This window comes from Pseudomonas sp. BNK-15, assembly GCF_047456105.1.
Classification (GTDB): domain Bacteria; phylum Pseudomonadota; class Gammaproteobacteria; order Pseudomonadales; family Pseudomonadaceae; genus Aquipseudomonas; species Aquipseudomonas putida_E.
Map to the genome: position 1 here is coordinate 3,733,560 of NZ_CP179898.1, position 22,056 is coordinate 3,755,615.

The 22,056-nt window shown below is 62.4% G+C and carries 23 protein-coding genes; 13 read left to right on the plus strand and 10 right to left on the minus strand.

Annotated elements, in window-relative coordinates; genetic code table 11:
* The first annotated feature begins 69 nt into the window (after positions 1-69).
* The gene (gene sthA / locus ACMGF5_RS17040; protein WP_012313573.1) at positions 70-1,464 is read left to right on the plus strand and encodes a Si-specific NAD(P)(+) transhydrogenase; all 1,395 of its coding nucleotides are present in this window, start codon (positions 70-72) and stop codon (positions 1,462-1,464) included.
* A 48-nt stretch (positions 1,465-1,512) separates the two neighbouring features.
* Here the strand turns inward: sthA and ACMGF5_RS17045 are convergent, their stop codons facing one another.
* Positions 1,513-2,229 carry a glycerophosphodiester phosphodiesterase gene (locus ACMGF5_RS17045; RefSeq protein ID WP_046786451.1) on the minus strand — a complete coding sequence of 239 codons (717 nt, stop codon included), beginning with the start codon at positions 2,227-2,229 and terminating at the stop codon, positions 1,513-1,515.
* A gap of 31 nt (positions 2,230-2,260) precedes the next feature.
* Positions 2,261-2,845, minus strand: coding sequence for a PilZ domain-containing protein (locus tag ACMGF5_RS17050; protein ID WP_115275403.1), 585 nt, complete (start codon positions 2,843-2,845; stop codon positions 2,261-2,263).
* 93 nt (positions 2,846-2,938) lie between these two features.
* On the opposite strand from ACMGF5_RS17050, the gene ACMGF5_RS17055 reads away from it, so the two are divergent.
* The 3 genes from ACMGF5_RS17055 to ACMGF5_RS17065 are packed head-to-tail and all read left to right on the plus strand — an operon-like array spanning position 2,939 to position 6,178.
* Positions 2,939-4,189, plus strand: coding sequence for a lipoprotein-releasing ABC transporter permease subunit (locus ACMGF5_RS17055; RefSeq protein WP_115275402.1), 1,251 nt, complete (start codon positions 2,939-2,941; stop codon positions 4,187-4,189).
* Between the two features lie 7 nt (positions 4,190-4,196).
* Positions 4,197-4,880: a lipoprotein-releasing ABC transporter ATP-binding protein LolD gene (gene lolD, locus ACMGF5_RS17060; protein WP_172655298.1), complete on the plus strand. Its 684-nt coding sequence runs from the start codon at positions 4,197-4,199 to the stop codon at positions 4,878-4,880.
* A 56-nt stretch (positions 4,881-4,936) separates the two neighbouring features.
* The gene (locus ACMGF5_RS17065) at positions 4,937-6,178 is read left to right on the plus strand and encodes a lipoprotein-releasing ABC transporter permease subunit (protein ID WP_115275401.1); all 1,242 of its coding nucleotides are present in this window, start codon (positions 4,937-4,939) and stop codon (positions 6,176-6,178) included.
* A gap of 126 nt (positions 6,179-6,304) precedes the next feature.
* Here ACMGF5_RS17065 and ACMGF5_RS17070 read toward each other — a convergent pair whose 3' ends face one another.
* Both ACMGF5_RS17070 and cinR read right to left on the minus strand, forming a co-directional pair.
* Positions 6,305-7,642, minus strand: a complete 1,338-nt coding sequence (locus tag ACMGF5_RS17070) for a heavy metal sensor histidine kinase (RefSeq protein ID WP_281069930.1) — start codon at positions 7,640-7,642, stop codon at positions 6,305-6,307.
* Entirely contained in the window at positions 7,642-8,322 is a 681-nt protein-coding gene (cinR, locus tag ACMGF5_RS17075) for a two-component system response regulator CinR (RefSeq protein ID WP_115275399.1), read from the minus strand. Before cinR ends, ACMGF5_RS17070 begins: the two co-directional genes overlap by 1 nt.
* Before the next feature lie 153 nt (positions 8,323-8,475).
* On the opposite strand from cinR, the gene ACMGF5_RS17080 reads away from it, so the two are divergent.
* A complete protein-coding gene (locus tag ACMGF5_RS17080) occupies positions 8,476-8,979 on the plus strand; it encodes a plastocyanin/azurin family copper-binding protein (protein WP_046786447.1) in 504 nt (167 codons plus the stop codon).
* Between the two features lie 68 nt (positions 8,980-9,047).
* On the plus strand, positions 9,048-9,878 hold the full coding sequence (gene queF, locus ACMGF5_RS17085; RefSeq protein WP_414156990.1) for an NADPH-dependent 7-cyano-7-deazaguanine reductase QueF: 831 nt from the start codon (positions 9,048-9,050) through the stop codon (positions 9,876-9,878).
* Between the two features lie 105 nt (positions 9,879-9,983).
* On the opposite strand, the gene ACMGF5_RS17090 is transcribed toward queF, so the two are convergent.
* Both ACMGF5_RS17090 and ACMGF5_RS17095 read right to left on the minus strand, forming a co-directional pair.
* A complete protein-coding gene (locus tag ACMGF5_RS17090; RefSeq protein ID WP_012313583.1) occupies positions 9,984-10,247 on the minus strand; it encodes a DUF4404 family protein in 264 nt (87 codons plus the stop codon).
* A gap of 123 nt (positions 10,248-10,370) precedes the next feature.
* Positions 10,371-10,934 (minus strand): hypothetical protein, encoded by a 564-nt coding sequence (locus ACMGF5_RS17095; RefSeq protein WP_046786445.1) that lies wholly within the window; start codon positions 10,932-10,934, stop codon positions 10,371-10,373.
* A 188-nt stretch (positions 10,935-11,122) separates the two neighbouring features.
* On the opposite strand from ACMGF5_RS17095, the gene ACMGF5_RS17100 reads away from it, so the two are divergent.
* Positions 11,123-11,830 (plus strand): VacJ family lipoprotein, encoded by a 708-nt coding sequence (locus tag ACMGF5_RS17100; RefSeq protein ID WP_012313585.1) that lies wholly within the window; start codon positions 11,123-11,125, stop codon positions 11,828-11,830.
* Between the two features lie 51 nt (positions 11,831-11,881).
* Here the strand turns inward: ACMGF5_RS17100 and ACMGF5_RS17105 are convergent, their stop codons facing one another.
* Positions 11,882-12,181 (minus strand): PilZ domain-containing protein, encoded by a 300-nt coding sequence (locus ACMGF5_RS17105; RefSeq protein ID WP_125923182.1) that lies wholly within the window; start codon positions 12,179-12,181, stop codon positions 11,882-11,884.
* A gap of 269 nt (positions 12,182-12,450) precedes the next feature.
* Here ACMGF5_RS17105 and rssB point away from each other — a divergent pair, with 269 nt between their 5' ends.
* Together rssB and rssC are read left to right on the plus strand one after the other, a co-directional pair.
* Positions 12,451-13,635 carry a two-component system response regulator RssB gene (gene rssB, locus ACMGF5_RS17110; protein ID WP_039602919.1) on the plus strand — a complete coding sequence of 395 codons (1,185 nt, stop codon included), beginning with the start codon at positions 12,451-12,453 and terminating at the stop codon, positions 13,633-13,635.
* On the plus strand, positions 13,632-14,114 hold the full coding sequence (gene rssC, locus ACMGF5_RS17115; RefSeq protein WP_039602918.1) for an anti-sigma factor antagonist RssC: 483 nt from the start codon (positions 13,632-13,634) through the stop codon (positions 14,112-14,114). The genes rssB and rssC overlap by 4 nt, the downstream gene beginning before the upstream one ends.
* A 67-nt stretch (positions 14,115-14,181) precedes the next feature.
* On the opposite strand, the gene ACMGF5_RS17120 is transcribed toward rssC, so the two are convergent.
* The 3 genes from ACMGF5_RS17120 to dusA form a co-directional block, all read right to left on the minus strand.
* On the minus strand, positions 14,182-16,041 hold the full coding sequence (locus ACMGF5_RS17120) for an alkaline phosphatase D family protein (RefSeq protein ID WP_414156991.1): 1,860 nt from the start codon (positions 16,039-16,041) through the stop codon (positions 14,182-14,184).
* A gap of 144 nt (positions 16,042-16,185) precedes the next feature.
* Positions 16,186-17,112 (minus strand): transaldolase, encoded by a 927-nt coding sequence (tal, locus tag ACMGF5_RS17125; RefSeq protein ID WP_046787893.1) that lies wholly within the window; start codon positions 17,110-17,112, stop codon positions 16,186-16,188.
* Between the two features lie 248 nt (positions 17,113-17,360).
* Positions 17,361-18,368 carry a tRNA dihydrouridine(20/20a) synthase DusA gene (gene dusA / locus ACMGF5_RS17130; protein ID WP_046787894.1) on the minus strand — a complete coding sequence of 336 codons (1,008 nt, stop codon included), beginning with the start codon at positions 18,366-18,368 and terminating at the stop codon, positions 17,361-17,363.
* A 558-nt stretch (positions 18,369-18,926) separates the two neighbouring features.
* On the opposite strand from dusA, the gene ACMGF5_RS17135 reads away from it, so the two are divergent.
* From ACMGF5_RS17135 to ACMGF5_RS17150, 4 genes are read left to right on the plus strand one after another with little or no spacing between them, the layout of a single operon-like run.
* On the plus strand, positions 18,927-19,526 hold the full coding sequence (locus ACMGF5_RS17135) for a DUF2491 family protein (protein WP_414156992.1): 600 nt from the start codon (positions 18,927-18,929) through the stop codon (positions 19,524-19,526).
* A 12-nt stretch (positions 19,527-19,538) separates the two neighbouring features.
* Positions 19,539-19,964, plus strand: coding sequence for a DUF350 domain-containing protein (locus ACMGF5_RS17140; RefSeq protein ID WP_115275394.1), 426 nt, complete (start codon positions 19,539-19,541; stop codon positions 19,962-19,964).
* Positions 19,965-19,990: 26 nt separating this feature from the next.
* A complete protein-coding gene (locus ACMGF5_RS17145; RefSeq protein WP_174141772.1) occupies positions 19,991-20,692 on the plus strand; it encodes a DUF1190 domain-containing protein in 702 nt (233 codons plus the stop codon).
* A 2-nt stretch (positions 20,693-20,694) separates the two neighbouring features.
* Entirely contained in the window at positions 20,695-21,852 is a 1,158-nt protein-coding gene (locus ACMGF5_RS17150; protein ID WP_414156993.1) for a glutathionylspermidine synthase family protein, read from the plus strand.
* Positions 21,853-22,056 lie beyond the last annotated feature (204 nt).

The window sequence follows — 22,056 nt, forward strand, 5'->3', positions numbered from 1 at the left end:
TGGCGCCCCGGCGGCATGATCGAGTCCCGCGGCGACCGTGGCCAGCGGGCCAGTTCTGAAGGAGTACGCATGGCTGTCTACAACTACGACGTAGTGGTGTTGGGTTCCGGCCCGGCCGGAGAAGGTGCGGCAATGAACGCCGCCAAAGCAGGGCGCAAGGTGGCGATGGTCGACAGCCGTCGCCAGGTCGGTGGCAACTGCACCCACCTGGGCACCATCCCGTCCAAGGCACTGCGTCACTCGGTGCGGCAGATCATGCAGTTCAACACCAACCCGATGTTCCGAGCCATCGGTGAGCCGCGCTGGTTCTCCTTCCCGGACGTGCTCAAGAGCGCCGAGAAGGTGATTTCCAAGCAGGTCGCTTCGCGTACCGGCTACTACGCCCGCAACCGCGTCGACCTGTTCTTCGGTACCGGCAGCTTCGCCGATGAGCAGACCGTCGAAGTGGTCTGCCCCAATGGCGTGGTGGAAAAGCTCAACGCCAAGCACATCATCATCGCCACCGGCTCGCGTCCGTATCGCCCGGCCGACATCGACTTCCATCACCCGCGTGTCTATGATAGTGACACCATCCTGAGCCTCAGCCACACCCCGCGCAAACTCATCGTTTACGGCGCCGGCGTAATTGGCTGCGAATACGCCTCGATCTTCAGTGGCCTGGGCGTGCTGGTCGAACTGGTCGACAACCGCGGCCAGTTGCTGAGCTTCCTGGATTCGGAAATTTCCCAGGCGCTGAGCTACCACTTCAGCAACAACAACATCACCGTGCGCCACAACGAAGACTACGAGCGGGTCGAGGGCCTGGACAATGGTGTGATCCTGCACCTGAAGTCTGGCAAGAAGATCAAGGCCGACGCCTTGCTGTGGTGCAACGGCCGCACCGGCAATACCGACAAGCTGGGCCTTGAGAACATCGGCATCAAGGTCAACAGCCGTGGCCAGATCGAAGTCGACGAGGCTTACCGCACCAGCGTGCCGAACATCTACGGTGCCGGTGACGTGATCGGCTGGCCGAGCCTGGCCAGTGCCGCCCATGACCAGGGCCGCTCGGCGGCAGGCAGTATCGTCGACAACGGCAGCTGGCGTTTCGTCAACGACGTGCCGACCGGCATCTACACCATTCCGGAGATCAGCTCGATCGGCAAGAACGAGCAGGAGCTGACCCAGGCCAAGGTGCCGTACGAAGTGGGCAAGGCATTCTTCAAGAGCATGGCGCGTGCACAGATCGCCGGCGAGCCGCAAGGCATGCTGAAGATCCTGTTCCACCGCGAGACCCTGGAAATCCTCGGCGTGCATTGCTTCGGCTACCAGGCTTCGGAAATCGTCCACATCGGCCAGGCGGTGATGAACCAGCCGGGCGAACTGAATAACCTGAAGTACTTCGTCAACACCACGTTCAACTACCCGACCATGGCCGAAGCCTATCGGGTAGCTGCCTATGACGGCCTGAACCGGCTTTTTTGAGCGGCTCCGGCCGGTGGCCTGAGCCGGTCGGGGAGACCGATTTCAGCCCTACCCGAGGGTGGTCTTGGCCAAACCGGGAAAGTCTGTAATCAGGCTGTCCACGCCAAAATCAGCGAGCCGGCGCATCAGTGCCGGCTCGTTGACCGTCCACACCGACACATGCAAACCCTGGCCCTGTGCTTTGAGCAGGCGCTCGGGAGTGCACAATGTCCAGTTCAAGGCCAGCAGATCGCAGCCATAGTTCTGCGCGACCTTCAGCGGGTCGAGCCAGGCGTACTCGGCGACCAGGCCGCGCTTCACGTCAGGCACCAGTTCCAGCGCAGCACCCAGTACTTCCCGCGAGCTTGAGGTGATGGTCACCTTGTCCAGCAGGCCGTACTGCTGTGCCAGTTCCCGAATCGCCAGCACCGTGGTGGCGGCACGGGTCCGCGAGGCGCTCTTGACCTCCAGTTGCCAGTGCTCGAAGGGGCATTTTTCGAACAGTTCTTCCAGCCGTGGGATAGGGCAGGGCTGCACATGGCCCGGGCCGCCCTTGCGTGCGTCGTAGGTGACCAGGTCGGCTGCCGGGTGTTCGACCACCTTGCCGCGCCGGCCGGTGGTGCGCTTGAGGGTAGGGTCGTGGATGACCATCAGCTCATTGTCGGCCGACAGGTGCAGGTCCAGTTCGCAGCGGGTCACGCCGTGGGACAGGCACTGACGGAAGCTGTGCAGAGTGTTCTCGGGCGCTTCGCCCTTGGCGCCGCGGTGGCCATAGATGAGGGTCACGTTCGTTCCTTCAGGTCAAAAATGAAAAGGCTCAGGAGGCAGGGTCGCCCTGTTCCAGCTGCTGGCGCCGTTGCTGCTGTTGGCGCTGCAGGATGTAGCGGGCCAGCAACTGGCGCTGGGCATCGGTCATGTCGGTGAATTCGGTGCCGAGTTCGAAGCTGCCATCGGCGCGCGGGTCGCAGTGGGTAACCTTGCCGCGCAGCAGCAGGCCGTGGGCGCGGGGCATCAACACCATCTTCACTTTGACCCGGGTGCCCGGGGCGATTTGCTGGGCTTGTGCGAATTCGATGCCGCCTTCGGAGATGATCACCCGCTGGGGCTGGCCGATCTCGCCGATCAGGGTTTGCGCGACCACCGCGCTGAGCAGGTCCAGGCGCTTGTTCTGCGCCCGCAGGAACGCCGCCAGGGTGCGGTCCTTTTCGCTTAGCTGACGCAACAGGTGCTGGGACTCGAAGTCGGACAGGTGCAGCTCGCTGAGCAGGTTGAACAGTGGTGAATCATCCTGCAACAGTTCTGGCTCAAGGGCTTCGGCCGCGCTCAGGGGGCTGATTTCCAGTGCGATCCGATCTTCGATGCGGTAGTATTCGCGGCGATCTTCTTCGTCTAATGTCGTCATGGCGAACCCATGGTAGCGGCGGTGGTCCGAGTGTAAAGCCGCCGCAGGCGCCTCGCCACAAGGACGTTCCCTTTCATCCGAACAAGCCCCGACATGTTCAGACCTCTTTTCGCATTCATTGGTACGCGCTACACCCGTGCCAAGCGCCGTAATCACTTCGTCTCGTTCATTTCCCTGACCTCGATGATCGGCCTCGCCCTGGGCGTGGTAGTGATGATCGTGGTGCTCTCGGTAATGAACGGTTTCGACCACGAGATGCGTACCCGCGTGCTGGGCATGGTCCCTCACGCCACGCTCGAGAGCGGCCAGCCGATCAACGACTGGCCTGCCCTTGCCCAACAAGTAAAGCAGAATCCGCAGGTGCTGGCCGTTGCGCCCTATACCCAGATGCAGGGCCTGCTGACCCATGATGGCAAGGTGCAGAAGGTGTTGCTCAACGGTATCGACCCAGGCCGCGAGCGTGAGGTGTCGATCATCGACAACTTCATTCAGCAAGGGCGCCTCGACCAGCTGGCGCCGGGTGAGTGGGGCATCATGATCGGTGACAAGGCGGCCGCCAAGCTAGGGGTGGCCATCGGCGACAAGCTGACCTTCGTCGCCCCTGAGGTCAGCGTGACGCCGGCCGGCATGTTCCCGCGCATGAAGCGCTTCACCGTGGTCGGCACCTTCCACGTCGGTGCCGGCGAGATCGACGGTTACCTGGGCCTGACCAACATCGCTGACCTGTCACGCCTGCACCGCTGGAAGCCGGACCAGGTGCAGGGCCTGCGCCTGAAGTTCGACGACCTGTTCCAGGCACCACGCGTGGCCTGGAGCATCGCCCAGCATTTGGGTGAACAGGAGTACTACAGCCGCGACTGGACCCGTACCCACGGCAACCTGTACCAGGCGATCCGCATGGAAAAAGCCATGATCGGCCTGCTGCTGTTGCTGATCGTTGCGGTGGCGGCGTTCAACATCATTTCCACCCTGGTGATGGTGGTCAACGACAAGCGCGGTGACATCGCCATCCTCCGTACCCTGGGCGCCACGCCCGGGCAGATCATGGCCATTTTCATGGTCCAGGGTACGGTGATCGGGGTGATTGGCACCCTGATCGGTGCAGTGGTCGGTATCCTCGCTGCGCTCAACGTCAGCGCGGCGATCGCCGGCATCGAGAAACTGATCGGGCACAAGTTCCTCAACGCTGACGTGTATTTCATCGATTACCTGCCCTCGCAGATCCAGGCCCAGGACGTGTACATGGTCTGCGGTGCGGCGCTGGTCCTGAGTTTCTTCGCCACCCTGTACCCGGCCTGGCGTGCGGCCCGCACCCAGCCTGCAGAGGCGCTACGTTATGAGTGAGTCGCGCATGAGTGATAAAGCCGTTCTGAGTTGCCGCAACCTGGGCAAGTCCTACGACGAGGGCCCGGAGTCGGTACAAGTGTTGGCCGGGCTCAACCTCGAACTGCACGCCGGGGAGCGGGTGGCCATTGTCGGCAGTTCGGGTTCGGGCAAGAGCACCTTGCTCAACCTGCTGGGCGGCCTCGATCGGCCGACCCAGGGCAGCGTCTGGCTGGCCGGCGAAGAGCTGTCGGCGCTTGGCGAGCGCGCCCGCGGCCTGCTGCGCAATCGCGAGCTGGGCTTTGTCTATCAGTTCCACCACCTGCTGCCCGAGTTCACCGCCATGGAGAACGTGTGCATGCCGCTGCTGATCGGCCGCACCGCGATCCCCGAGGCGCGTGAGCGCGCCGAGGCACTGCTCAAGCGTGTCGGCCTGGGCCACCGCCTGCACCACAAGCCGGCCGAGCTGTCCGGTGGTGAGCGTCAGCGGGTGGCCATTGCCCGGGCGCTGGTAAACCGGCCGGGCCTGGTGATGCTCGATGAGCCGACCGGCAACCTCGACCACCACACCGCCCAAGGCATCCAGGAATTGATGCAGGAACTGTCCAGCGCGTCGCGCACGGCATTCCTGGTGGTGACCCACGACCTCAACCTGGCGCGCCAGATGGACCGCGTGCTGAAACTCGACGACGGTCATCTGGTGGCGATCTGAGCCGCTTGCACGGGGTGGCCTGAGCCGCCCCGCAACTTTTTCAGTGGGTGTTTTACATGTTCAGACCCTTGCCCTTGTTCATCGGTGCGCGCTACACCCGTGCCAAGCGCCGCAACCATTTCATCTCGTTCATCTCGATGACTTCGATGATCGGCCTGTCCCTGGGTGTGCTGGCGATGATCGTGGTGCTGTCGGTGATGAATGGCTTCCAGCGCGAAATGAGCTCGCGCATCCTCGGCCTGGTGCCACACGCCAGCATCCTCGGTGTGCAGCCGCTGGACGACTGGCGCAAGGCTGCCGACGCGGCGCTACAGAACCCGGCAGTGATGGCCGCTGCGCCGATCACCGAGATGGAGGGCATGCTCTCCTACAAAGGTGCGATGCAGCCCATCCAGGTCAGCGGTATCGACCCGGCCGAAGAGGGCAAGGTCTCGATCGTCGGTCAGCACATCGTGCAGGGGCGCCTGCAGGCCCTGCAGCCGGGTGAGTATGGGGTGGTGATCGGCGAGCTGACTGCGCGCCGGTTCCGCCTCAATACCGGCGACAAACTGACCCTGATCGTGCCGGAAATCAGCAAGGAGCCGGGCGGCATCACCCCGCGCATGCAGCGCCTGACGGTGGTCGGCATCTTCAAGGTGGGTGCCGAGCTGGACGGTTCGCAGGCTTACATGCACGTGGCCGATGCCGGCGAGATGCAGCGCTGGGCGCCAGGCCAGGTGCAGGGCGTGCGCCTGAAACTGCACGACCTGTATGCCGCACCGCAGGTGTCCAAGGCCATTGCTGCCAGCCTGGGCGATGCCTACCGCGCCGATGACTGGTCGCACACCCAGGGCAGCCTGTTCAGTGCCATGAAGATGGAAAAGACCATGATCGGTCTGCTGCTGCTGATGATCATCGCCGTGGCGGCGTTCAACATCATCGCCACCCTGGTGATGGTGGTGAACGACAAGGGGCCGGACATCGCCATCCTGCGTACCCTGGGCGCCACCCCGGCACAGATCATGGGCACCTTCATGGTCCAGGGCAGCCTGATCGGTATCGTCGGCACATTGATCGGTGGCGTGCTCGGTGTGATTGCTGCGTTCAATGTCAGCCAGATCGTCGGCTGGCTGGAGCGGGCGAGCGGGCAGCACATCTTTACCTCGGATGTGTACTTCATCAGCAGTTTGCCGTCCGAGCTGCAGTGGGGCGATGTGGCGATCATCTGCACCGCCGGGCTGGTGATGAGCTTCCTGGCGACCATCTACCCGGCATACCGCGCTTCGCAGGTGCAGCCGGCGATCGGGCTGGCTGGTTGATTGGTCATTGAGATCATTGGGGGCGCTTTGCGCCCCTTTCGCGACACAAGGCCGCTCCTACAGCGATCACGTCAGCTTTGTGAGCGGCCTTGTGTCGCGAAGGGGCTGCAAATCAGCCCACGCGATCTAAAGCGGCTCGCTGAACTCGATTACAAACCGCGTCCAGCCGTCCTTGCACTGTGCCCGGATGCTCCCGCCATGGGCCTGGATGATCGACCGGGTGATTGCCAGGCCCAGCCCCGCATGTTCGCTACTGCCCTCGCGCCGCGCCGGGTCCACCCGATAAAACCGGTCAAACAGCCTAGGCAATGAAGCAGCTTCGATCGGCATGCCGGTATTGGCCACGCAAACTTTCCCCCCAGGCTCCAGCGTCACGCGTATTTGCCCGCCTGCCGGCGTAAACCGCAGTGCATTGTCGAGCAGGTTGGACAGTGCCCGGCGCAGCATATGCCGGTCGCCCTTCAATGTCGCCTCACCCTCACGCAGCAGCTGCACTTCGTTGTCCTCGGCGAGGGGGGCGTAATACTCCAGCAGCGCGTCCACCTCTTCATGCAACGCCAGCATTGCCTGCCCTGGTGCCAGCAGCCCATGGTCGGCCTTGGCCAGGAAAAGCATGTCGTTGATCATCTGTGCCATCCACTGCAGCTCCTCAAGGTTGCCGTGCAGTGCTTCGCGGTATTCCTCGAGGCTACGGGGGCGGGTGAGGGTGACCTGGGTGTGGGTCAGCAGGTTTGACAGCGGCGTGCGCAGCTCGTGGGCGATATCGGCCGAGAACGCCGACAGGCGCTGGAAGGCGTCGTCCAGGCGCTGCAGCATGGCGTTCACGGTGCTGCCCAGTTCCGCCAGTTCTTCCGGCAGCTGCGCCACCGGCAGGCGGGTGGTCAGCGAGCGCGCCGATACCCCGGCGGCCACCTGGCCCATCTGCCGTAACGGCTTTAGCCCGCGGCGCGCGGCCCAGGCGCCGAGCAGTGCCGTGGCCAGCGCGGACAGGCCGACGGTGAGCCAGATGAGGCGTTGCATGCCCTGCAGAAAGTGCTGGTGATGGGTGATGTCGAGAAACAGCGTCAGTCGGGCGCTGTCGTTCAGTTGCACGGCCAGGCTGCGGTAATCGACACCGTCGGCATGCACCGTTGCCAGTCCTGGGCCGGCCGGCGCGTCTGGCAGCGCGGAGCGGCTGGCGTACCAAGGGCTGCCATCGCTGCCATTGATGCGCAAGGCCAGGTCGGCCTGGTGGCTGAGCTCGTTGCGCAGGGCTGCCAGCTGTGCTTGCAGGTCGGCAGGGCGTTGCAGGCCGGAAAGCCGGGTGCGTAAAAGCGACACGCGTGATTCGAGCAGTTGCTGGTCCAGCTCGACGAAATGTTGCTCGCTGGCGCGGTTGAACAGCAGGCCCGCCCCCAGCGAAACGGCAGCGGTACATGCGGCGAACAACAGGGCCAGGCGGCTGCCAAGGGAAAGCCTGCGCATCAGTCGTGGCGCTCCTCGAGCACATAGCCCATGCCGCGCACGGTGTGAATCAGCTTGTTGCGGTGCGGGTCGTCGATTTTCAGGCGCAGGCGGCGGATGGCGACCTCGATGACGTTGGTGTCGCTGTCGAAATTCATGTCCCAAACCTGCGAGGCGATCAACGATTTGGGCAACACTTCGCCTTGGCGGCGCAGCAGCAATTCAAGCAGGGCGAACTCCTTGGCGGTCAGGTCGATGCGTTGGCCTGCACGCTCTGCCCGGCGACGGAACAAGTCCAGGCGCAGGTCGGCCAAGGTCAGCTGCGTCTCCTGGCTGGGGCTGGCACCGCGGCGTAGCAGGCTGCGCACCCGGGCCAGCAGTTCGGAAAAGGCGAAAGGCTTGACCAGGTAATCGTCGGCACCTAATTCCAGGCCGCGCACGCGGTCCTCCACTGCATCGCGAGCAGTGAGGAACAGCACCGGCGTGTCCAGGCCGGCCTGGCGCACCGCCTGGAGGATCTGCCAGCCGTCGCGGCCTGGGAGCATCACATCAAGGATCAGCAGGTCGTGATCGCCGCTCAGGGCCAGGTGCTGGCCGGTTTCGCCATCAGCGACCAGCTCAGTGGCGAAGCCGGCCTCGCTGAGGCCCTGGCTCAGGTACTGGCCGGTGCGGGCCTGGTCTTCGACGATCAGCAGTTTCATGCGGTGTCCAGAATGGGCGCTGTAATGGCTGAAATGATACGTGACTATCCCGGCCTCCACCCAAGCTGACAAAGTTGTAATCTTGCCGTCAGGTAGCTGCCAGTCAGCCCTTTCTAAAGTGGCCTCATATCCGTTGCAAGTACTGGAGTCATCATGAAACACCTGTTCGTCGCCGCTACGCTTGCCCTGTTGAGCCTGCCCACCCTCGCGGGCACCGGCAAAAGCTTCGCTTTCGGCGAGCCGGCCCCGGCGGCCAAGGCCACGCGCACTGTCGAGGTCGTGCTCAAGGACATCGCCTTCGAGCCCGGGAACCTGCAGGTCAAGGCGGGCGAGACCGTACGGTTTGTCCTGATCAACGAAGGCAAGCTGCCCCATGAGTTCAACCTGGGTGACAAGGCCATGCACGCCCAGCACCAGAAAGAAATGATCGCCATGCAAGGCAAGCTGTTCACCGCCGGCATGAGCCACGAGGGTATGGGCCATGGCCAGATGGACCACGGTGCCCATGGCCATGATGCTGGCAATACGGTGCTGTTGCAGCCCGGCCAGCGCGCCGAGCTGACCTGGACCTTCCGCCAGTCGGCGCCCATCGAATTCGCCTGCAACGTACCTGGGCACTACCAGGCTGGCATGGTCGGGGCATTGACCATCGAGTGACTGGCGCTCCAAGGCGGGATGTAAAACCGGTAGACTAAGGGTATTTCCGAACCTTCAGGTCAGTTTCCATGCATCCCGCCGCCGAACATTCCCCGCTGGGCAAATCCAGCGAATACATTGCCACCTACACGCCTTCGTTGCTATTCCCCATCCCGCGCACGGCCAAGTGGGCCGAACTGGGTGTGACCGCCCAGACCCTGCCTTGGTACGGCGTGGATTACTGGAACTGCTTCGAGCTGTCCTGGCTGTTGCCGTCCGGCAAACCTGTGGTGGCGATAGGGGAGTTCGCCATCCCTGCCGATTCGCCGAACATCATCGAGTCGAAGTCGTTCAAGCTCTACCTGAACTCACTGAACCAGACGGTGTTCGCCACCATTGGCGAGTTGCAGGCATGCCTTGAGAAAGACCTGTCGGCTGCCGCTGGCAAGCCTGTGAGCGTGCAGGTGCGCACGTTGGCAGAAGTGGAGGCGCAAGGTGTGGTTGCGCTGCCGGGGCAATGCATTGATGCATTGGATGTGGCCATCAGCAACTACGAGCAGCCGCAGCCAGAGTTGCTGCGCTGCAACCCCGAGCGGGTGGTGGAGGAAACCCTGCACAGTCACCTGCTCAAGTCGAACTGCCCGGTGACCGGCCAGCCGGACTGGGGCAGTGTTGTGGTTGAGTACAAGGGTAGGGCGCTGGACCATGCCAGCCTGCTGACCTACCTGATCAGCTTCCGCCAGCATGCGGACTTTCATGAGCAGTGCGTGGAGCGGATCTACCTGGATTTGAAGAGCCTGCTGCAGCCGGAGCATCTGACCGTGTACGCGCGTTATGTGCGCCGGGGTGGGCTGGATATCAATCCGTACCGTAGTACTGGGGCGATCAGCCCTGAAAACGTGCGGCTGGTGCGTCAGTAAGGTTAGAGTGATTGGGGCCGCTTCGCGCCCCTTTCGCGACACAAGGCCGCTTCTGTAGGAGCGGCCTTGTGTCGCGAAAGGGGCGCGAAGCGGCCCCAGCTATTACTAAATACCCATACTGTGCAGCGAGTTGGCAATGCTGCGCAGGGTGGCGGTGAGGTCGGGATGGTCGGCCTCGAAACGCTCTATGGCCAGGTTCACACCATCGACCAGGTTGTTGTCTGGCGTAGCTTCCTCAAGCTTCAGTTGCGCCTCGATCTGTCTGGCTTCCTCATGCAGCGCGGCCAGCTCCTCATCCGTAAGCGGTATGTTTCGATCCAGTTGCTCGCGCAAGCTGTTCAGGCGCTCTTGCAATTCGCGGGCAGGCATTGGCTGTTCTCCATCAATGGCTTGGCAAGGCATGGACCTCAGCGAAGCGGCAAAGGTTCGCACCTGTCTTCTAGCGTAATCCACTCGCCGTTGCTTTGCATGATCCGTATCAACGCTGCTGTGTCAGGGTTTTTCGCCTTTGCGCCGGCGCAGGGCGATGTCGGTCAGGCAGGTGTCCAGCGCTTCGAGGTGGTCGATCACCGAGTGCACGCCCAGGCGAAACAGGTCCAGCGTGGCCTTGCCCCGTGCAAGCTCCTGCTCCTGCGGGGTCATGGCTTGCCATTGCTGTGAGCCGAGGTCGCAGGACGGGCTGCAGGCGGCCAGGCCGATGGTCCATAGCCCGGCGTTGAGGCCTGATTGCAACAGCCGCGGCTCGCCGCTGACCAGCACGCAGCCGTCCAGGCGTTGGCTGTCCAGCGCCATCAGTGCCTGCCAGCAGGCGTTGGGCGCGGGCAATCGCACGCCATTGGCGGTGTGCCCCGGCAACCACTCCGGCAGCACGCTGGCCAGGCGTTTGCCCTGGGGGCTGCTAAGGTCATCGAGCCAGATACATGGCACCTGTCGGCGGCGCAGGCCGGCCAGGGTTTCGAGGGCGCCGGGGGCGGGCAAGGGGCTGCCGTTGGCAGCCTGGACCAGGCAACCGCGCAGGCCGAACAGCACAGCGGTGAAGGCAGGTGCATCATGCATGGCAGCGTCCCTAAATACACCGCAGGCTATTGGGCGATTGTTACGTCTCTGTGACTTGTAATAGCTGCTCACAAATATTTAGGAAAAATGTGTAAAGGTGTTTATCAGCTCGCAAGCCTCTATACTGCCGCCTTACCTGCGGCGCATGCGTTGCGCCAGCGGCCGAGAAATTCGATGGAGAAACATCTATGCGTAGGATCGGTGCCGGTGTGATCGAGCGAGTCACCCAGGCCTGTGTCTGTGCCAGCTTGCTGCTGGCACCTGTGGCGGCTACCCAGGCTGCCACCGAGGATGATCCCTGGGAGGCGGTCAACCGGCCGATCTTCCGCTTCAACGATGTCCTCGACACCTATGCCCTCAAGCCATTGGCCCAGGGCTATCAGGCTGTCACCCCCCAGTTCCTCGAAGATGGCATTCACAATATCTTCCGTAACCTGGGCGATGTCACCAACCTGGCCAACAATGTGCTGCAGCTCAAGCCGCATGCGGCGGGTGTTGATACGGCGCGGCTGATCGTCAATACCACCTTCGGCCTGGGCGGCTTCTTCGATGTGGGCACCAAGATGGGCCTGCAGCGCAGCGACGAAGACTTCGGCCAGACGCTCGGTTACTGGGGCTTGCCCAGCGGCCCGTACGTAGTCATTCCGCTGCTGGGCCCGAGCACCGTGCGCGACGGCCTGGCGAAGTACCCGGACGGCTATACCAAGCCGTACCGCTACATCGACCATGTGCCGACCCGCAACTCTATCTTCGCCCTGGATGTGGTCGATACCCGTGCTAGCCTGTTGTCGGCAGAAAAGCTGATTCAGGGCGACAAGTACATCTTCATTCGCAACGCCTACCTGCAGAACCGCGAGTTCAAGGTCAAGGATGGCGAGGTCGAAGACGACTTTTGATTCATGCGTGCACGAAAAAGGCGACCTTCGGGTCGCCTTTTTCGTAACAGATCAATGCATGGCCAGGATGCGCAGGCCAAATTTCTGCTGCCCGCCGGGTTGGTCGGCGATCCAGACTACTTCGGTGCTGGCATGCAGGCCTTTGAGGGCAGGGTGGTCGGAGTCGATCCGTACCTCCAAGGTGTCGCCTACCTGAAAGCGCTGCGGCGCCTGCACCTGCATGCCGCTACTGGACAGGTCCAGGCATACCGCTGCGATCACCTGGCCGGCATGCAGCAGGCTGACTTCGGTGTCGATGCGCATGCGAATGAAGTCGCGTTTCTCACTGTGGTTGGAGGGCGTGTTTGGCATGCTGCATCCTTCTCATCGGGTTGCACAGGTCGCATTCTTATAACTCTCGGTGATTTAGCCTGTAAAGAGCACCAGACTCGACCCATGCATGCTTGAAACGCCTGGCGGATGGGAGTACCGTCTGCGCCTTACACAGTACCTCTGCCGGTTGCCTGGGCCGTGTTCTTGGCCTACAACTCAAGTAGAGTGTTACCACAGAGTATTCCAGCAGTTGGATGTCAGCCTTGCAGACGCCCCTGCACCAACCCAAATCGGCGCCGTTCGCCCACATGCAGAAAATCAGTGCAACGCTGCTGATCATCGATGATGACGACGTGGTCCGTGCGAGCCTCGCCGCCTATCTGGAAGACAGTGGCTTCAGCGTCCTCCAGGCCGGTAATGGCCAGCAGGGGCTCCAGGTCTTTGAAGAACACCAGCCCGACCTCGTGATCTGCGATCTGCGCATGCCGCAGATGGGCGGCCTGGAATTGATCCGCCAGGTCAGTGAGCGCGCGCCGCAGTTGCCGGTGATCGTGGTATCGGGTGCCGGCGTGATGAGCGATGCAGTCGAGGCCTTGCGCCTGGGTGCCGCCGACTACCTGATCAAGCCGCTGGAAGACCTTGCCGTGCTCGAACATTCGGTGCGCCGTGCGCTTGACCGTTCGCGCCTGGTGGTGGAAAACCAGCGTTACCGCGACAAGCTCGAGGCAGCCAACCGGGAACTGGAGGCCAGCCTGCACCTGTTGCAGGAGGACCAGACTGCCGGTCGCCAGGTGCAGATGAACATGCTGCCAGAGAGCCCCTGGGTTGCCGGGGAGTTTGCCTTCGAGCACCAGATCATCCCGTCGCTGTACCTGTCGGGCGACTTCGCCGACTATTTCCGCGTGGATGAGCGGCGCATTGCCTTCTACCTTGCCGACGTCTCCGGGCATGGCGCGTCGTCGGCTTTCGTCACCGTGCTGCTGAAGTTCATGACCACCCGGCTGATGTTCGAATTCAAGCGCAGCAGCAAGCTGCGCGAATTCAAGCCTTCGGAAGTGCTCAGCCACATCAACCGTGGCCTGATCAACTGCAAGCTGGGTAAACACGTGACCATGGTCGGTGGTGTGATCGATGAAGAAACCGGCCTGCTGACTTATGCCGTGGGCGGCCACTTGCCACTGCCGGTGCTGTATACCCCAGGCCAGGCCCGCTACCTGGAAGGCCGCGGCCTTCCGGTGGGCCTGTTCGATGAGGCAACCTACCAGGACCTGGTGATGGAACTGCCACCGCAGTTCAGCCTGACCCTGATGTCAGACGGTATCCTGGATCTTTTGCCAGGGGACACGCTCAAAGATAAAGAGGCCGCCTTGCCGGACATCGTCAAGGCAGCGGGTGGTAGCCTGGATGGGCTGCGCCAACGATTTGGATTGGCTACGCTTGGGGAGATGCCGGATGATATCGCCCTATTGGTGTTAAGCAGGAACCTTCAATGAGTACCGGTAGAATCCAGTTCGCCGAGCAAAGTGGTACCTTCGTGCTGAAATTCGTCGGTGAAGTGCGCCTGACCTTGTGTTCGGCGCTGGATGCGACGATCGAGAAAATCTTCACTGCGCTGAATTTCTCGGCCATCGTCATCGACCTCACCGAAACCGAGAGCATCGATAGCACCACCCTGGGCCTGCTGGCCAAGCTGTCGATCCTGTCGCGGCAAAAGGTCGGCCTGCTGCCGACCGTGGTCACCACCAACCCGGATATTTCGCGCCTGCTGCAATCGATGGGCTTCGATCAGGTGTTCAACATCGTCGATCGCCCGGTGCCGTGCCCGGAATGCCTGACCGACCTGCCATCCCAGGACCAGAACGAAGAGGTGGTGCGCTCCAAGGTGCTGGAGGCGCACAAGATCCTCATGGGCCTGAATGACTCCAACCGTGAAGCGTTCCATGACCTGGTGAACGCGCTGGAGCGGTCCTGATCTACCGCCTCCCTGGGCCTCTTGGCGGTTAAACCCGCGAAGCGGCCCGCAACGGCAAATCTAGCGATTAATCCGGCCGCGCAAACTCCGTAGCTTCACCCCCCTGGGCATCCAACTGAAGCACTCGTGCCGGCCGCCCCTGCTCATCGAAAAACACTTGCCCCAGCCCCGCCCCATTCCACAGACGTTCCCCGGCCTTGCTGTGGCTGGGCGTACGCGGCACCACTTCCATCTCCCGCCGCCGGGTAAACCAGTTCAGCGGCGAGCGCGGTGAATAAAGCCAACGGTTGAGCCGGTCCAGCACGTCCAGCAAGCGGCGGGGAAACTCGTTCTTGATCCCGCTGCTGGTTATCTGCCACAGGTGCGGGCTGCGCTGGCGATGGCGGATCAGCACCTCGTACACGAACGAATAATGCACGTCCCCTGACAGGATCACGTAATGCCCCGGCGTGCGCGAGTGGCGGAAGATATTCAGGATCACCCGGGCGGCACCGCGGTGTGCCATCCAGTTCTCGGCATCCACCAGCAGCGGGTGGCCCAGCCAGCTGAACACTTTCTGTACCGTCTCGATCAGCTTTACCCCGAAGATCGGCGCCGGTGACACGATGATCGCCGAAGGGTGGTCCAGCAACGCTTGCTGCAGTTCGGACAACGCCTCCCAGTCGAGCAGGCCGGAAGGCTTGGCCAGGTCGCTTTCGCTGCGCCAGCGGCGTGTGCGGGTGTCCAGCACCAGCAGGGGCGGGTTGCTGGGCAGGCTGAACTGCCAGCCCTGAAAGCGCAGCAGTTCACCGATCAGATGGTCCTGTTGCTCGCTGTCCAGTTGTGGGCTGGCCAGCGCCTGGCACTGCCCGACCATAGCCTTGCAGCCTTGCGGGTCGTTGCCCCAGGCCTGGCACAGCAGGTAGCCAAGCAGGGCATTGCCGATGATTCGTCGCGAGAATGGGTGGCCGTAGGCTGTTTCTTCCCACTGCGCCGAGAGGTTCCAGTCATCGGTGATGTCGTGGTCGTCGAAGATCATAAGGCAAGGCAAATGCGCCATTACCCGCGCCACCTGGCCCAAGTCGTCGGCGAACGCTTGAATCAGCGGCAGTTCCTTGCGGTAGCGCGCCTGGTGCGGGTCGGCAAGGCCCGCAGGCATGTCGAGTGCGACCAGTTGCCAAGGTGTTGGTGACCAGACCAGCAGGTACATGGCCATGACCTCGGCGAAGGTCACCAGATGGTTGTCGGCATTGCTTGAGGAGAAGATCGGTTTGCGCTTGCCGCCGAAGAATCGCTCACGCAGGGTTTCATTACGTTCCTGGGCAGGCAGCAAGTCGGCGCGGTGGTAATAGCTGGCCGGGTGGTCATAGAGCGACCTGCTGTCGGCCACGACCGCGCCGTCCAAGTGTTCATCGAACAGGCCAAGGCGCTCGATCAGCGAATGAATCGCCCGCAACATCGGCCCTGCGACATCATCGGCATAGACTTGGTCGCCGGTCATCAACAGCACGGCCGGGCGCTCTTCGGGGCGCGTACAGGCCTGCAGCAGCCGGTCGGCGCAAAGCAGGCCATCGGCAGCGGGGTGGTGCGGCTTGCGGCAAGAGCCGTGCAGTAGCTGGTCCAGGCGGCCGCGCAGCACCAGGCTCGGGCGCCGGCGCCCTGGGTAGAGCAGGTGCGGCGCCCAGCCAGCGATACCTTGGCCATTGATCAGCAGGTCGTATTCGAGTTCGACGTTGCTGGGCAGCGGCTGGGCAAAGTGGATGTCCAGCAGGTGGATGAAGGCGTGCTGGCCGATCGGTACGACCTGGCAATCCACCTTGGCCGCGCCGTCCAAGGTGAACTCGGGCTGCAAGGGTTGGCTGCCGACCAGCCAGATGGCCAGGCGCTGAGGCTCCAGGCGGCGCAGTACAGGGCCGGCGAGAACAAGGGGCAAAGGGGAGGAAGTCATGGACAGCTCTGGTGGCTAATCGGCCCATTCGCGTCGAACCGTCGCGAACAGGCCCTTGAATTCAAGACGCTTTTTTGAACGGCTAAAGCAAAGCGGGCGGAAAATGCTGAACATTCACCGCCCGCCTGGCAAACCGGATATGTATCAGGCTTTGTCAGCCATCAGCTTTTCCAGCTTCTCCTGGTCACGGGCGAACTGGCGAATGCCCTCGGCCAGCTTCTCGGTACCCATGGCGTCTTCGTTCATGGCCCAGCGGAACTGGCTTTCGCTGAGCACCTGCTTGGCCTCGCCGGCATTGCCCGGCTTGAGCACCTGGGGCAGCTCGCCCTGATCATCGCTCAGTTGCTGCAGCAGCTCCGGGCTGATGGTCAGGCGATCGCAGCCTGCCAGTTGTTCGATCTGGCCGATATTACGGAAGCTGGCGCCCATGACCACGGTGTTGTAGCCGTTGGCCTTGTAGTAGTTGTAGATGCGCGTGACCGACTGTACGCCCGGGTCTTCGGCACCCACGTACTCCTGACCGGTGCTTTTCTTGTACCAGTCGTAGATACGGCCCACGAACGGCGAAATCAGGAATACACCGGCATCGGCGCAGGCCTGGGCCTGGGCGAAGGAGAACAGCAGAGTCAGGTTGGTCTGGATGCCTTCCTTCTCCAACTGCTCGGCGGCGCGGATGCCTTCCCAGGTGGAGGCCAGCTTGATCAGCACGCGGTCTTTGGAAATGCCGGCGGCCTGGTAAAGCTCGATCAGTTGGCGTGCCTTGCTTAGCAGTGCCGGTTCGTCGAACGACAAACGCGCATCCACTTCGGTGGAGATGCGCCCAGGGATCACTTTCAGAATGCCTGCGCCCACCGCCACGGCGAACTTGTCGCACGCCAGGTCGACATTGCCCTTGGCATCGCTTTTTACCTGCTTTAGCAGGTCGGCATAACCTGGGATGGCGGCAGCTTTTAGCAGCAACGAGGGGTTGGTGGTGGCATCGACCGGCTTGAGGCGGGTGATGGCGTCCAGGTCCCCGGTGTCGGCGACCACGGTGGTGAACTGCTTGAGTTGTTCCAGCTTGGAAGTCATGGCGTGCTCTGTCCTGTGCGATGTTTCGACATTACCCGAGCCCCGACGGCCGCTCAAGGGGCCAGTGGGGCGGTGGCGAATTGTCTGGGGTGATGATTCGAGTCACCAGCCAGCACGAGGTTCCCCACCGCCCTTGAAAGCTTCCCCCACCCTCTGTGGGAGCGGGTTCACCCGCGAAGCAGACGCCACAAGAGCAGTGCGGCCCCTGTGGCAGCCGGCTTTCCGGCGATAGGGCCCGCCAGACCACCTTACCGCCCCTGCAACAACTCCGCCGCTTGGTCAAACACCACCAGCGGCTCCGGCGCCTTGTGAATATCCGCCGACAGCAACTGCCGGAACCGCCGCGCCCCTTTGAAGCCCTGGCCCAACCCTAGAATATGCCGGGTGACGTGATGCATCGCACCGCCACTTTCCATATGCGCCACGATATAGGGCCGCAACTGCGCCATCGCCTCGCTACGGCTGACCACCGGCGCATCACTGCCAAACAGCAGCTGATCCACCTCAGCCAGCACATACGAGTTGTGGTACGCCTCGCGCCCCATCATCACCCCATCGAACGTCTCCAAGTGCATCTGGCACTCGGCCACGGTCTTGATGCCACCGTTGAGCACAATCTCAAGGTCCGGGAAGTCCGCTTTCAACTGCGCGGCCACGTCGTAACGCAGCGGCGGAATCTCACGGTTCTCCTTCGGCGACAACCCCTCCAGAATCGCGATGCGCGCATGCACGGTGAAACTGCGGCACCCGGCGTCACGTACCTGCCCGACGAAGTCGCACAGCTCGGCATAGCTGTCACGGCCATTGATACCAATGCGGTGCTTGACCGTCACCGGCGTCGACACCGCATCACGCATGGCCTTGACGCAATCGGCCACCAGCGCCGGGTGGGCCATCAGGCAAGCGCCGATCATGTTGTTCTGCACCCGGTCGCTCGGGCAGCCGACGTTGAGGTTGACCTCGTCATAGCCCGCTTGTTCGGCCAGGCGCGCACAGGCTGCCAGGTCGGCCGGCACACTACCGCCCAGCTGCAGGGCAAGCGGATGCTCGGACACATCGTGGCGCAGGAAACGGTGCGCGTCGTTGTGCAGCAGGGCGCCAGTGGTGACCATTTCGGTGTAGAGCAGGGTGTGCCTGGAGAGCAGGCGCAGGAAGAACCGGCAGTGGCGGTCGGTCCAGTCCATCATCGGCGCCACGCTGAAGCGGCGGGAAGGCTCAGGGCGCGTGGTTTGTGGGGTTGCGGTATCTAGGGGCATTCAGGTCTACGCACTTTTGTACCAATTTATTCGGGGTTTTGCTGTGAACCAGCCTCATTCACGTGAGTAACGCCGAAAAAAATGGCAAGGAATACAAGCAAGGAACAAGGCCGATGTGGCGGTGAGCTACCCCGTCGATACCAGCCTCATAAAAAGGATGTCCTAGTTTACCAAGAGCGCTGGATGTTCGCCTGTTCATAGGCAAGTGAGGGGCGCGGAAAGCGTGAGTGAACGAGGTGAAAATTCTTTGTCCGTCTTTTCGGGGCGATGGTTTTAACGGTTTCCTACAGATGTGGGATCAGATTTTCCCTCTAGCCTGTAGTCCATTTCTGAATCACCCTTTCCGCGCCCTTGAGCCATTGCGATGGAAAACTGAGCTCCCTAGTCTCGCTGGGCCGCTGCAAAAAACAGCGGCCGGGTCTGCAAGCCCGAACTTGGTTTTGGCCTCAACTATCACCTGCGAAAACCCTCCACAGAGGATCAGCATTGGCCCTGGCAATGAAACCCGCTAATGTGTCGCCCCCCAGCAAGGAAAGCCGCGACCCCAGGGAGTATTCGATGTCGCTTTTACACCAGGCCAGCCTGCCATTTGGCCTGCGCAGTGGCAGCAACTTCACGCCTGCCCATTCACTGAAACCGTTGCTGGACGGCATCTCGGAGCTTCAGGTGCCTGGCCCGGAAGCGGTCTGGGCCATTGGCGAGGTCGACCTCGGCCAATCGGTGCGCCTGTTGCGTTTCTACCAGGACAACGAAGACTACTGGTTGCAGGTGCTGATTAACGGCGCCGTACCGGGCGATATCGTGCTGTTCGGCTACCACAGGGCAGTACCCGTCCATGACCAGGCGCACCTGCAACGCCTGACCGGCAGCGTGCCCAAGGCCGGAATGCCGATCTTCGAGCACGAAGGCAGTTTGTACTCCCGGCAATGGGGCCGCGAAGCGGGGCTCGCCGAATGGGTTGCGCTATGCGAAGCGGTTACCAGCCCCGAGGCACGCTACCGCATCCAGCACCGGTCCATGCTGTATGCCCGTGACACCGGTTTGCCAGGGCGGCGCGAATTTCTGCTGCTCTCGGTCGAAGAAGATGAGCACGGAGCGCTTACCTACACCACCTCGCTGGGTATCACCCTGTTCCCCACGGACTTTCACGTAACCTGACAAGGATCTCCCATGCTCGACGCTTTGCGCCTGTCCCTCAACGCCTCGGCGGTGACTGGCTTCATCCTCTATATCAGTGTGGCCCTGCTGATGTTCTGGCTGTTCCAGTTCATCTATACCCGCCTCACGCCGCACCGCGAGTTCGCCCTGATCCGCGAAAACAACCCGGCGGCCGCTATTGCGCTGGGTGGTTCGCTGATCGGGTTTTCGCTGCCGGCCAGCAACATCATCGCCTACAGCGTCAGCATTCTCGATTTTGTCGCCTGGGTGGTGATCGCAGCTGTGGTGCAGTTGATTGCCTTCGGCCTCACCAGCCTGGTGCTGCGTGGCCTGTCACGGCGCATCGCCCAGGGCGAGATGGCAGCTGCCATCTACGCCGCCAGCGTGGCGATCAGCGTCGGCTTTCTGAACTCGGCCTGCATGACGCCTTCGGCCTGAGCGGGAGGATGCCAATGAAATCGCCGATGAAACGTAGCTCCTTCAAGCTGGTACTGGCCGGTTCGTTACCACTGGCGCTGACGGCCTGTGGTCCGCAGGAACAACTGTATACGGTCAGCCAAAAGGTCAATTACGACACCGTCGCTGCCTGTGTAGATGACAAAGTGCCGAACGCTATCTGCACCGATGCCTTCCAGCAGGCGCAGAGCGACTATCAACGCCAGGCGCCAACGTTCGCGTTCCAGAGCGAGTGTGAGGCGCAGTTCGGTGCAGGCAATTGCCAGGCCACTGTCGGTGGGCGATACATGCCGCTCATGAATGGGTTCGAGTTGGAAAGTGCCGCTGAGGTGACCCAGTCACAACTTGACGCTGGCTACGCTCAGGGCGGGGGCTATGGGCATGTCGCCAGCGCAGCGGTGGCCGGTATCCTGCTCGGGCAGGTGGTCAGCAACAGCGACCGTCGTTTTCGCGCACAGCCTTTGTATGCCAACCGCAATGGAACGCGCCTTGGGCCGCACAATGGGGCCTTGGGTGGAATCCAGCGAGCCAGGGAGGATGAACAAAACAGCAGTGGAGGTTCGTCCGGCGGTGGCGGCGGTGGCGGCAGATGGAGCCGCAAGGAATCTCATCCAGCCTCGTCGGCATCGATCACCCGTGGTGGCTTTGGCAGCCAGGCCACAGCCCGTAGCGGCTGGGGTGGCAAGTCCGGCAGCTTTTTCGGGGGGTGAGCATGCGCAAGGTCGAGCTGGCAGAGCGCCCCGACTGGCGCGCGACTGCCGAGCGTGAGGGGTTCGCCTTCCACACCATCGATGGCGAGCGTTACTGGGACGAGCGCGGTTACTACCAATTCAGCGAAGCCCAGGTGGTGCGCGACCTGCAAGCACCGACCGAAGCGCTGCACGCCATGTGCCTGGAGGCGGTCGGGCGCATCGTCGACAGCGAAGCGCTGATGGCCCGCCTGGCTATCCCGCCGGCCTTCTTCGACCTGGTGCGCAGGTCTTGGAAGCAGGCACAGCCCCACCTGTACGGGCGCTTCGACTTCAGTTACGACGGCAATGGCCCGGCGAAACTCATCGAAGCCAATTACGATACGCCAACCTCACTTTACGAGGCGGCCGCTTTCCAGCTGATCTGGCTGGAGGAGCAGATAGCGCGTGGGCTGCTGCCTGCACACGCCAGCCAGTTCAATACCCTGGCTGAAGACCTGGTGCAGGCGTTTGCCGCTATGCCGGGGCAGGGCGCGTTCTATTTTTCGACCATCTCAGGCTCGCTGGAAGACCGTGGCACCACGGATTTCCTGCGCAGGATGGCCGAGCATGCGGGTGTTCGCACACGGCATATCGACCTGGAAGACATCGGCCTGCACGACAACGGCCGGTTCGTCGACCTGCAGGGCCAGCCCATCCAGCGCCTGTTCAAGCTGCATGCCTGGGAGCATATCTTTCATGAGGACTTCGGCCAGGCGATCACCGGCTGCGACACGCAGTTCGTCGAGCCGCCGTGGAAGGCACTGATCTCCAACAAAGGCATCCTGCCGTTGTTGTGGGAGTGGTTCGAGGGGCATCCGAACCTGCTGCCGGCCTTCGTCGACGACAACCCGCAGGCCCCGGTGCCCAAAGGCTGGGTGCGCAAGCCGTACTTCTCCCGTGAGGGCGCCAACGTGGATATCCGCACCGAGGATGGCCGGCGGGTTTTTGAAGACGGGCCTTATGACGATGCGCCCTATATTCTGCAGGCTTTTGCACCTTTGCCGAAGTTCGCTGACAGTTACACGCTGATTGGTTCGTGGGTGATTGGCGACAAGGCCCCGGGGCTTGGCATTCGTGAAGATGATTCGCTGATCACCAAGGACAGCTCGCGCTTCTTGCCGCATGTGGTATTGGGCTGACCGGCCCTCTGGTCGGTTTCAGGATGCGCCTGGTCGTTCGCGTGCATCCCTTCGGCGCCACAAGTGCCATGCTTGTGGAATGCCCCTGAGCCCAGTGCGCGCAGACGCACGGCCACCGGCAAGGAGGCCACCGACAACCACGCAACCGTGACGTGGGCGGTGTGCCGCAGCAGAACACGCCGGTCACCTGCCCACTACAACAAC

Excerpts from the sequence above, each read along its gene's own strand:
- sthA (WP_012313573.1), top strand. The coding sequence starts at position 70 with ATGGCTGTCTACAACTACGACGTAGTGGTGTTGGGTTCCGGCCCGGCC.
- ACMGF5_RS17050 (WP_115275403.1), bottom strand. The coding sequence starts at position 2,845 with ATGACGACATTAGACGAAGAAGATCGCCGCGAATACTACCGCATCGAA.
- ACMGF5_RS17055 (WP_115275402.1), top strand. The coding sequence starts at position 2,939 with ATGTTCAGACCTCTTTTCGCATTCATTGGTACGCGCTACACCCGTGCC.
- lolD (WP_172655298.1), top strand. The coding sequence starts at position 4,197 with ATGAGTGATAAAGCCGTTCTGAGTTGCCGCAACCTGGGCAAGTCCTAC.
- ACMGF5_RS17065 (WP_115275401.1), top strand. The coding sequence starts at position 4,937 with ATGTTCAGACCCTTGCCCTTGTTCATCGGTGCGCGCTACACCCGTGCC.
- ACMGF5_RS17070 (WP_281069930.1), bottom strand. The coding sequence starts at position 7,642 with ATGCGCAGGCTTTCCCTTGGCAGCCGCCTGGCCCTGTTGTTCGCCGCA.
- cinR (WP_115275399.1), bottom strand. The coding sequence starts at position 8,322 with ATGAAACTGCTGATCGTCGAAGACCAGGCCCGCACCGGCCAGTACCTG.
- ACMGF5_RS17080 (WP_046786447.1), top strand. The coding sequence starts at position 8,476 with ATGAAACACCTGTTCGTCGCCGCTACGCTTGCCCTGTTGAGCCTGCCC.
- queF (WP_414156990.1), top strand. The coding sequence starts at position 9,048 with ATGCATCCCGCCGCCGAACATTCCCCGCTGGGCAAATCCAGCGAATAC.
- ACMGF5_RS17090 (WP_012313583.1), bottom strand. The coding sequence starts at position 10,247 with ATGCCTGCCCGCGAATTGCAAGAGCGCCTGAACAGCTTGCGCGAGCAA.
- ACMGF5_RS17095 (WP_046786445.1), bottom strand. The coding sequence starts at position 10,934 with ATGCATGATGCACCTGCCTTCACCGCTGTGCTGTTCGGCCTGCGCGGT.
- ACMGF5_RS17100 (WP_012313585.1), top strand. The coding sequence starts at position 11,123 with ATGCGTAGGATCGGTGCCGGTGTGATCGAGCGAGTCACCCAGGCCTGT.
- ACMGF5_RS17105 (WP_125923182.1), bottom strand. The coding sequence starts at position 12,181 with ATGCCAAACACGCCCTCCAACCACAGTGAGAAACGCGACTTCATTCGC.
- rssB (WP_039602919.1), top strand. The coding sequence starts at position 12,451 with ATGCAGAAAATCAGTGCAACGCTGCTGATCATCGATGATGACGACGTG.
- rssC (WP_039602918.1), top strand. The coding sequence starts at position 13,632 with ATGAGTACCGGTAGAATCCAGTTCGCCGAGCAAAGTGGTACCTTCGTG.
- ACMGF5_RS17120 (WP_414156991.1), bottom strand. The coding sequence starts at position 16,041 with ATGACTTCCTCCCCTTTGCCCCTTGTTCTCGCCGGCCCTGTACTGCGC.
- tal (WP_046787893.1), bottom strand. The coding sequence starts at position 17,112 with ATGACTTCCAAGCTGGAACAACTCAAGCAGTTCACCACCGTGGTCGCC.
- dusA (WP_046787894.1), bottom strand. The coding sequence starts at position 18,368 with ATGCCCCTAGATACCGCAACCCCACAAACCACGCGCCCTGAGCCTTCC.
- ACMGF5_RS17135 (WP_414156992.1), top strand. The coding sequence starts at position 18,927 with ATGTCGCTTTTACACCAGGCCAGCCTGCCATTTGGCCTGCGCAGTGGC.
- ACMGF5_RS17140 (WP_115275394.1), top strand. The coding sequence starts at position 19,539 with ATGCTCGACGCTTTGCGCCTGTCCCTCAACGCCTCGGCGGTGACTGGC.
- ACMGF5_RS17145 (WP_174141772.1), top strand. The coding sequence starts at position 19,991 with ATGAAACGTAGCTCCTTCAAGCTGGTACTGGCCGGTTCGTTACCACTG.
- ACMGF5_RS17150 (WP_414156993.1), top strand. The coding sequence starts at position 20,695 with ATGCGCAAGGTCGAGCTGGCAGAGCGCCCCGACTGGCGCGCGACTGCC.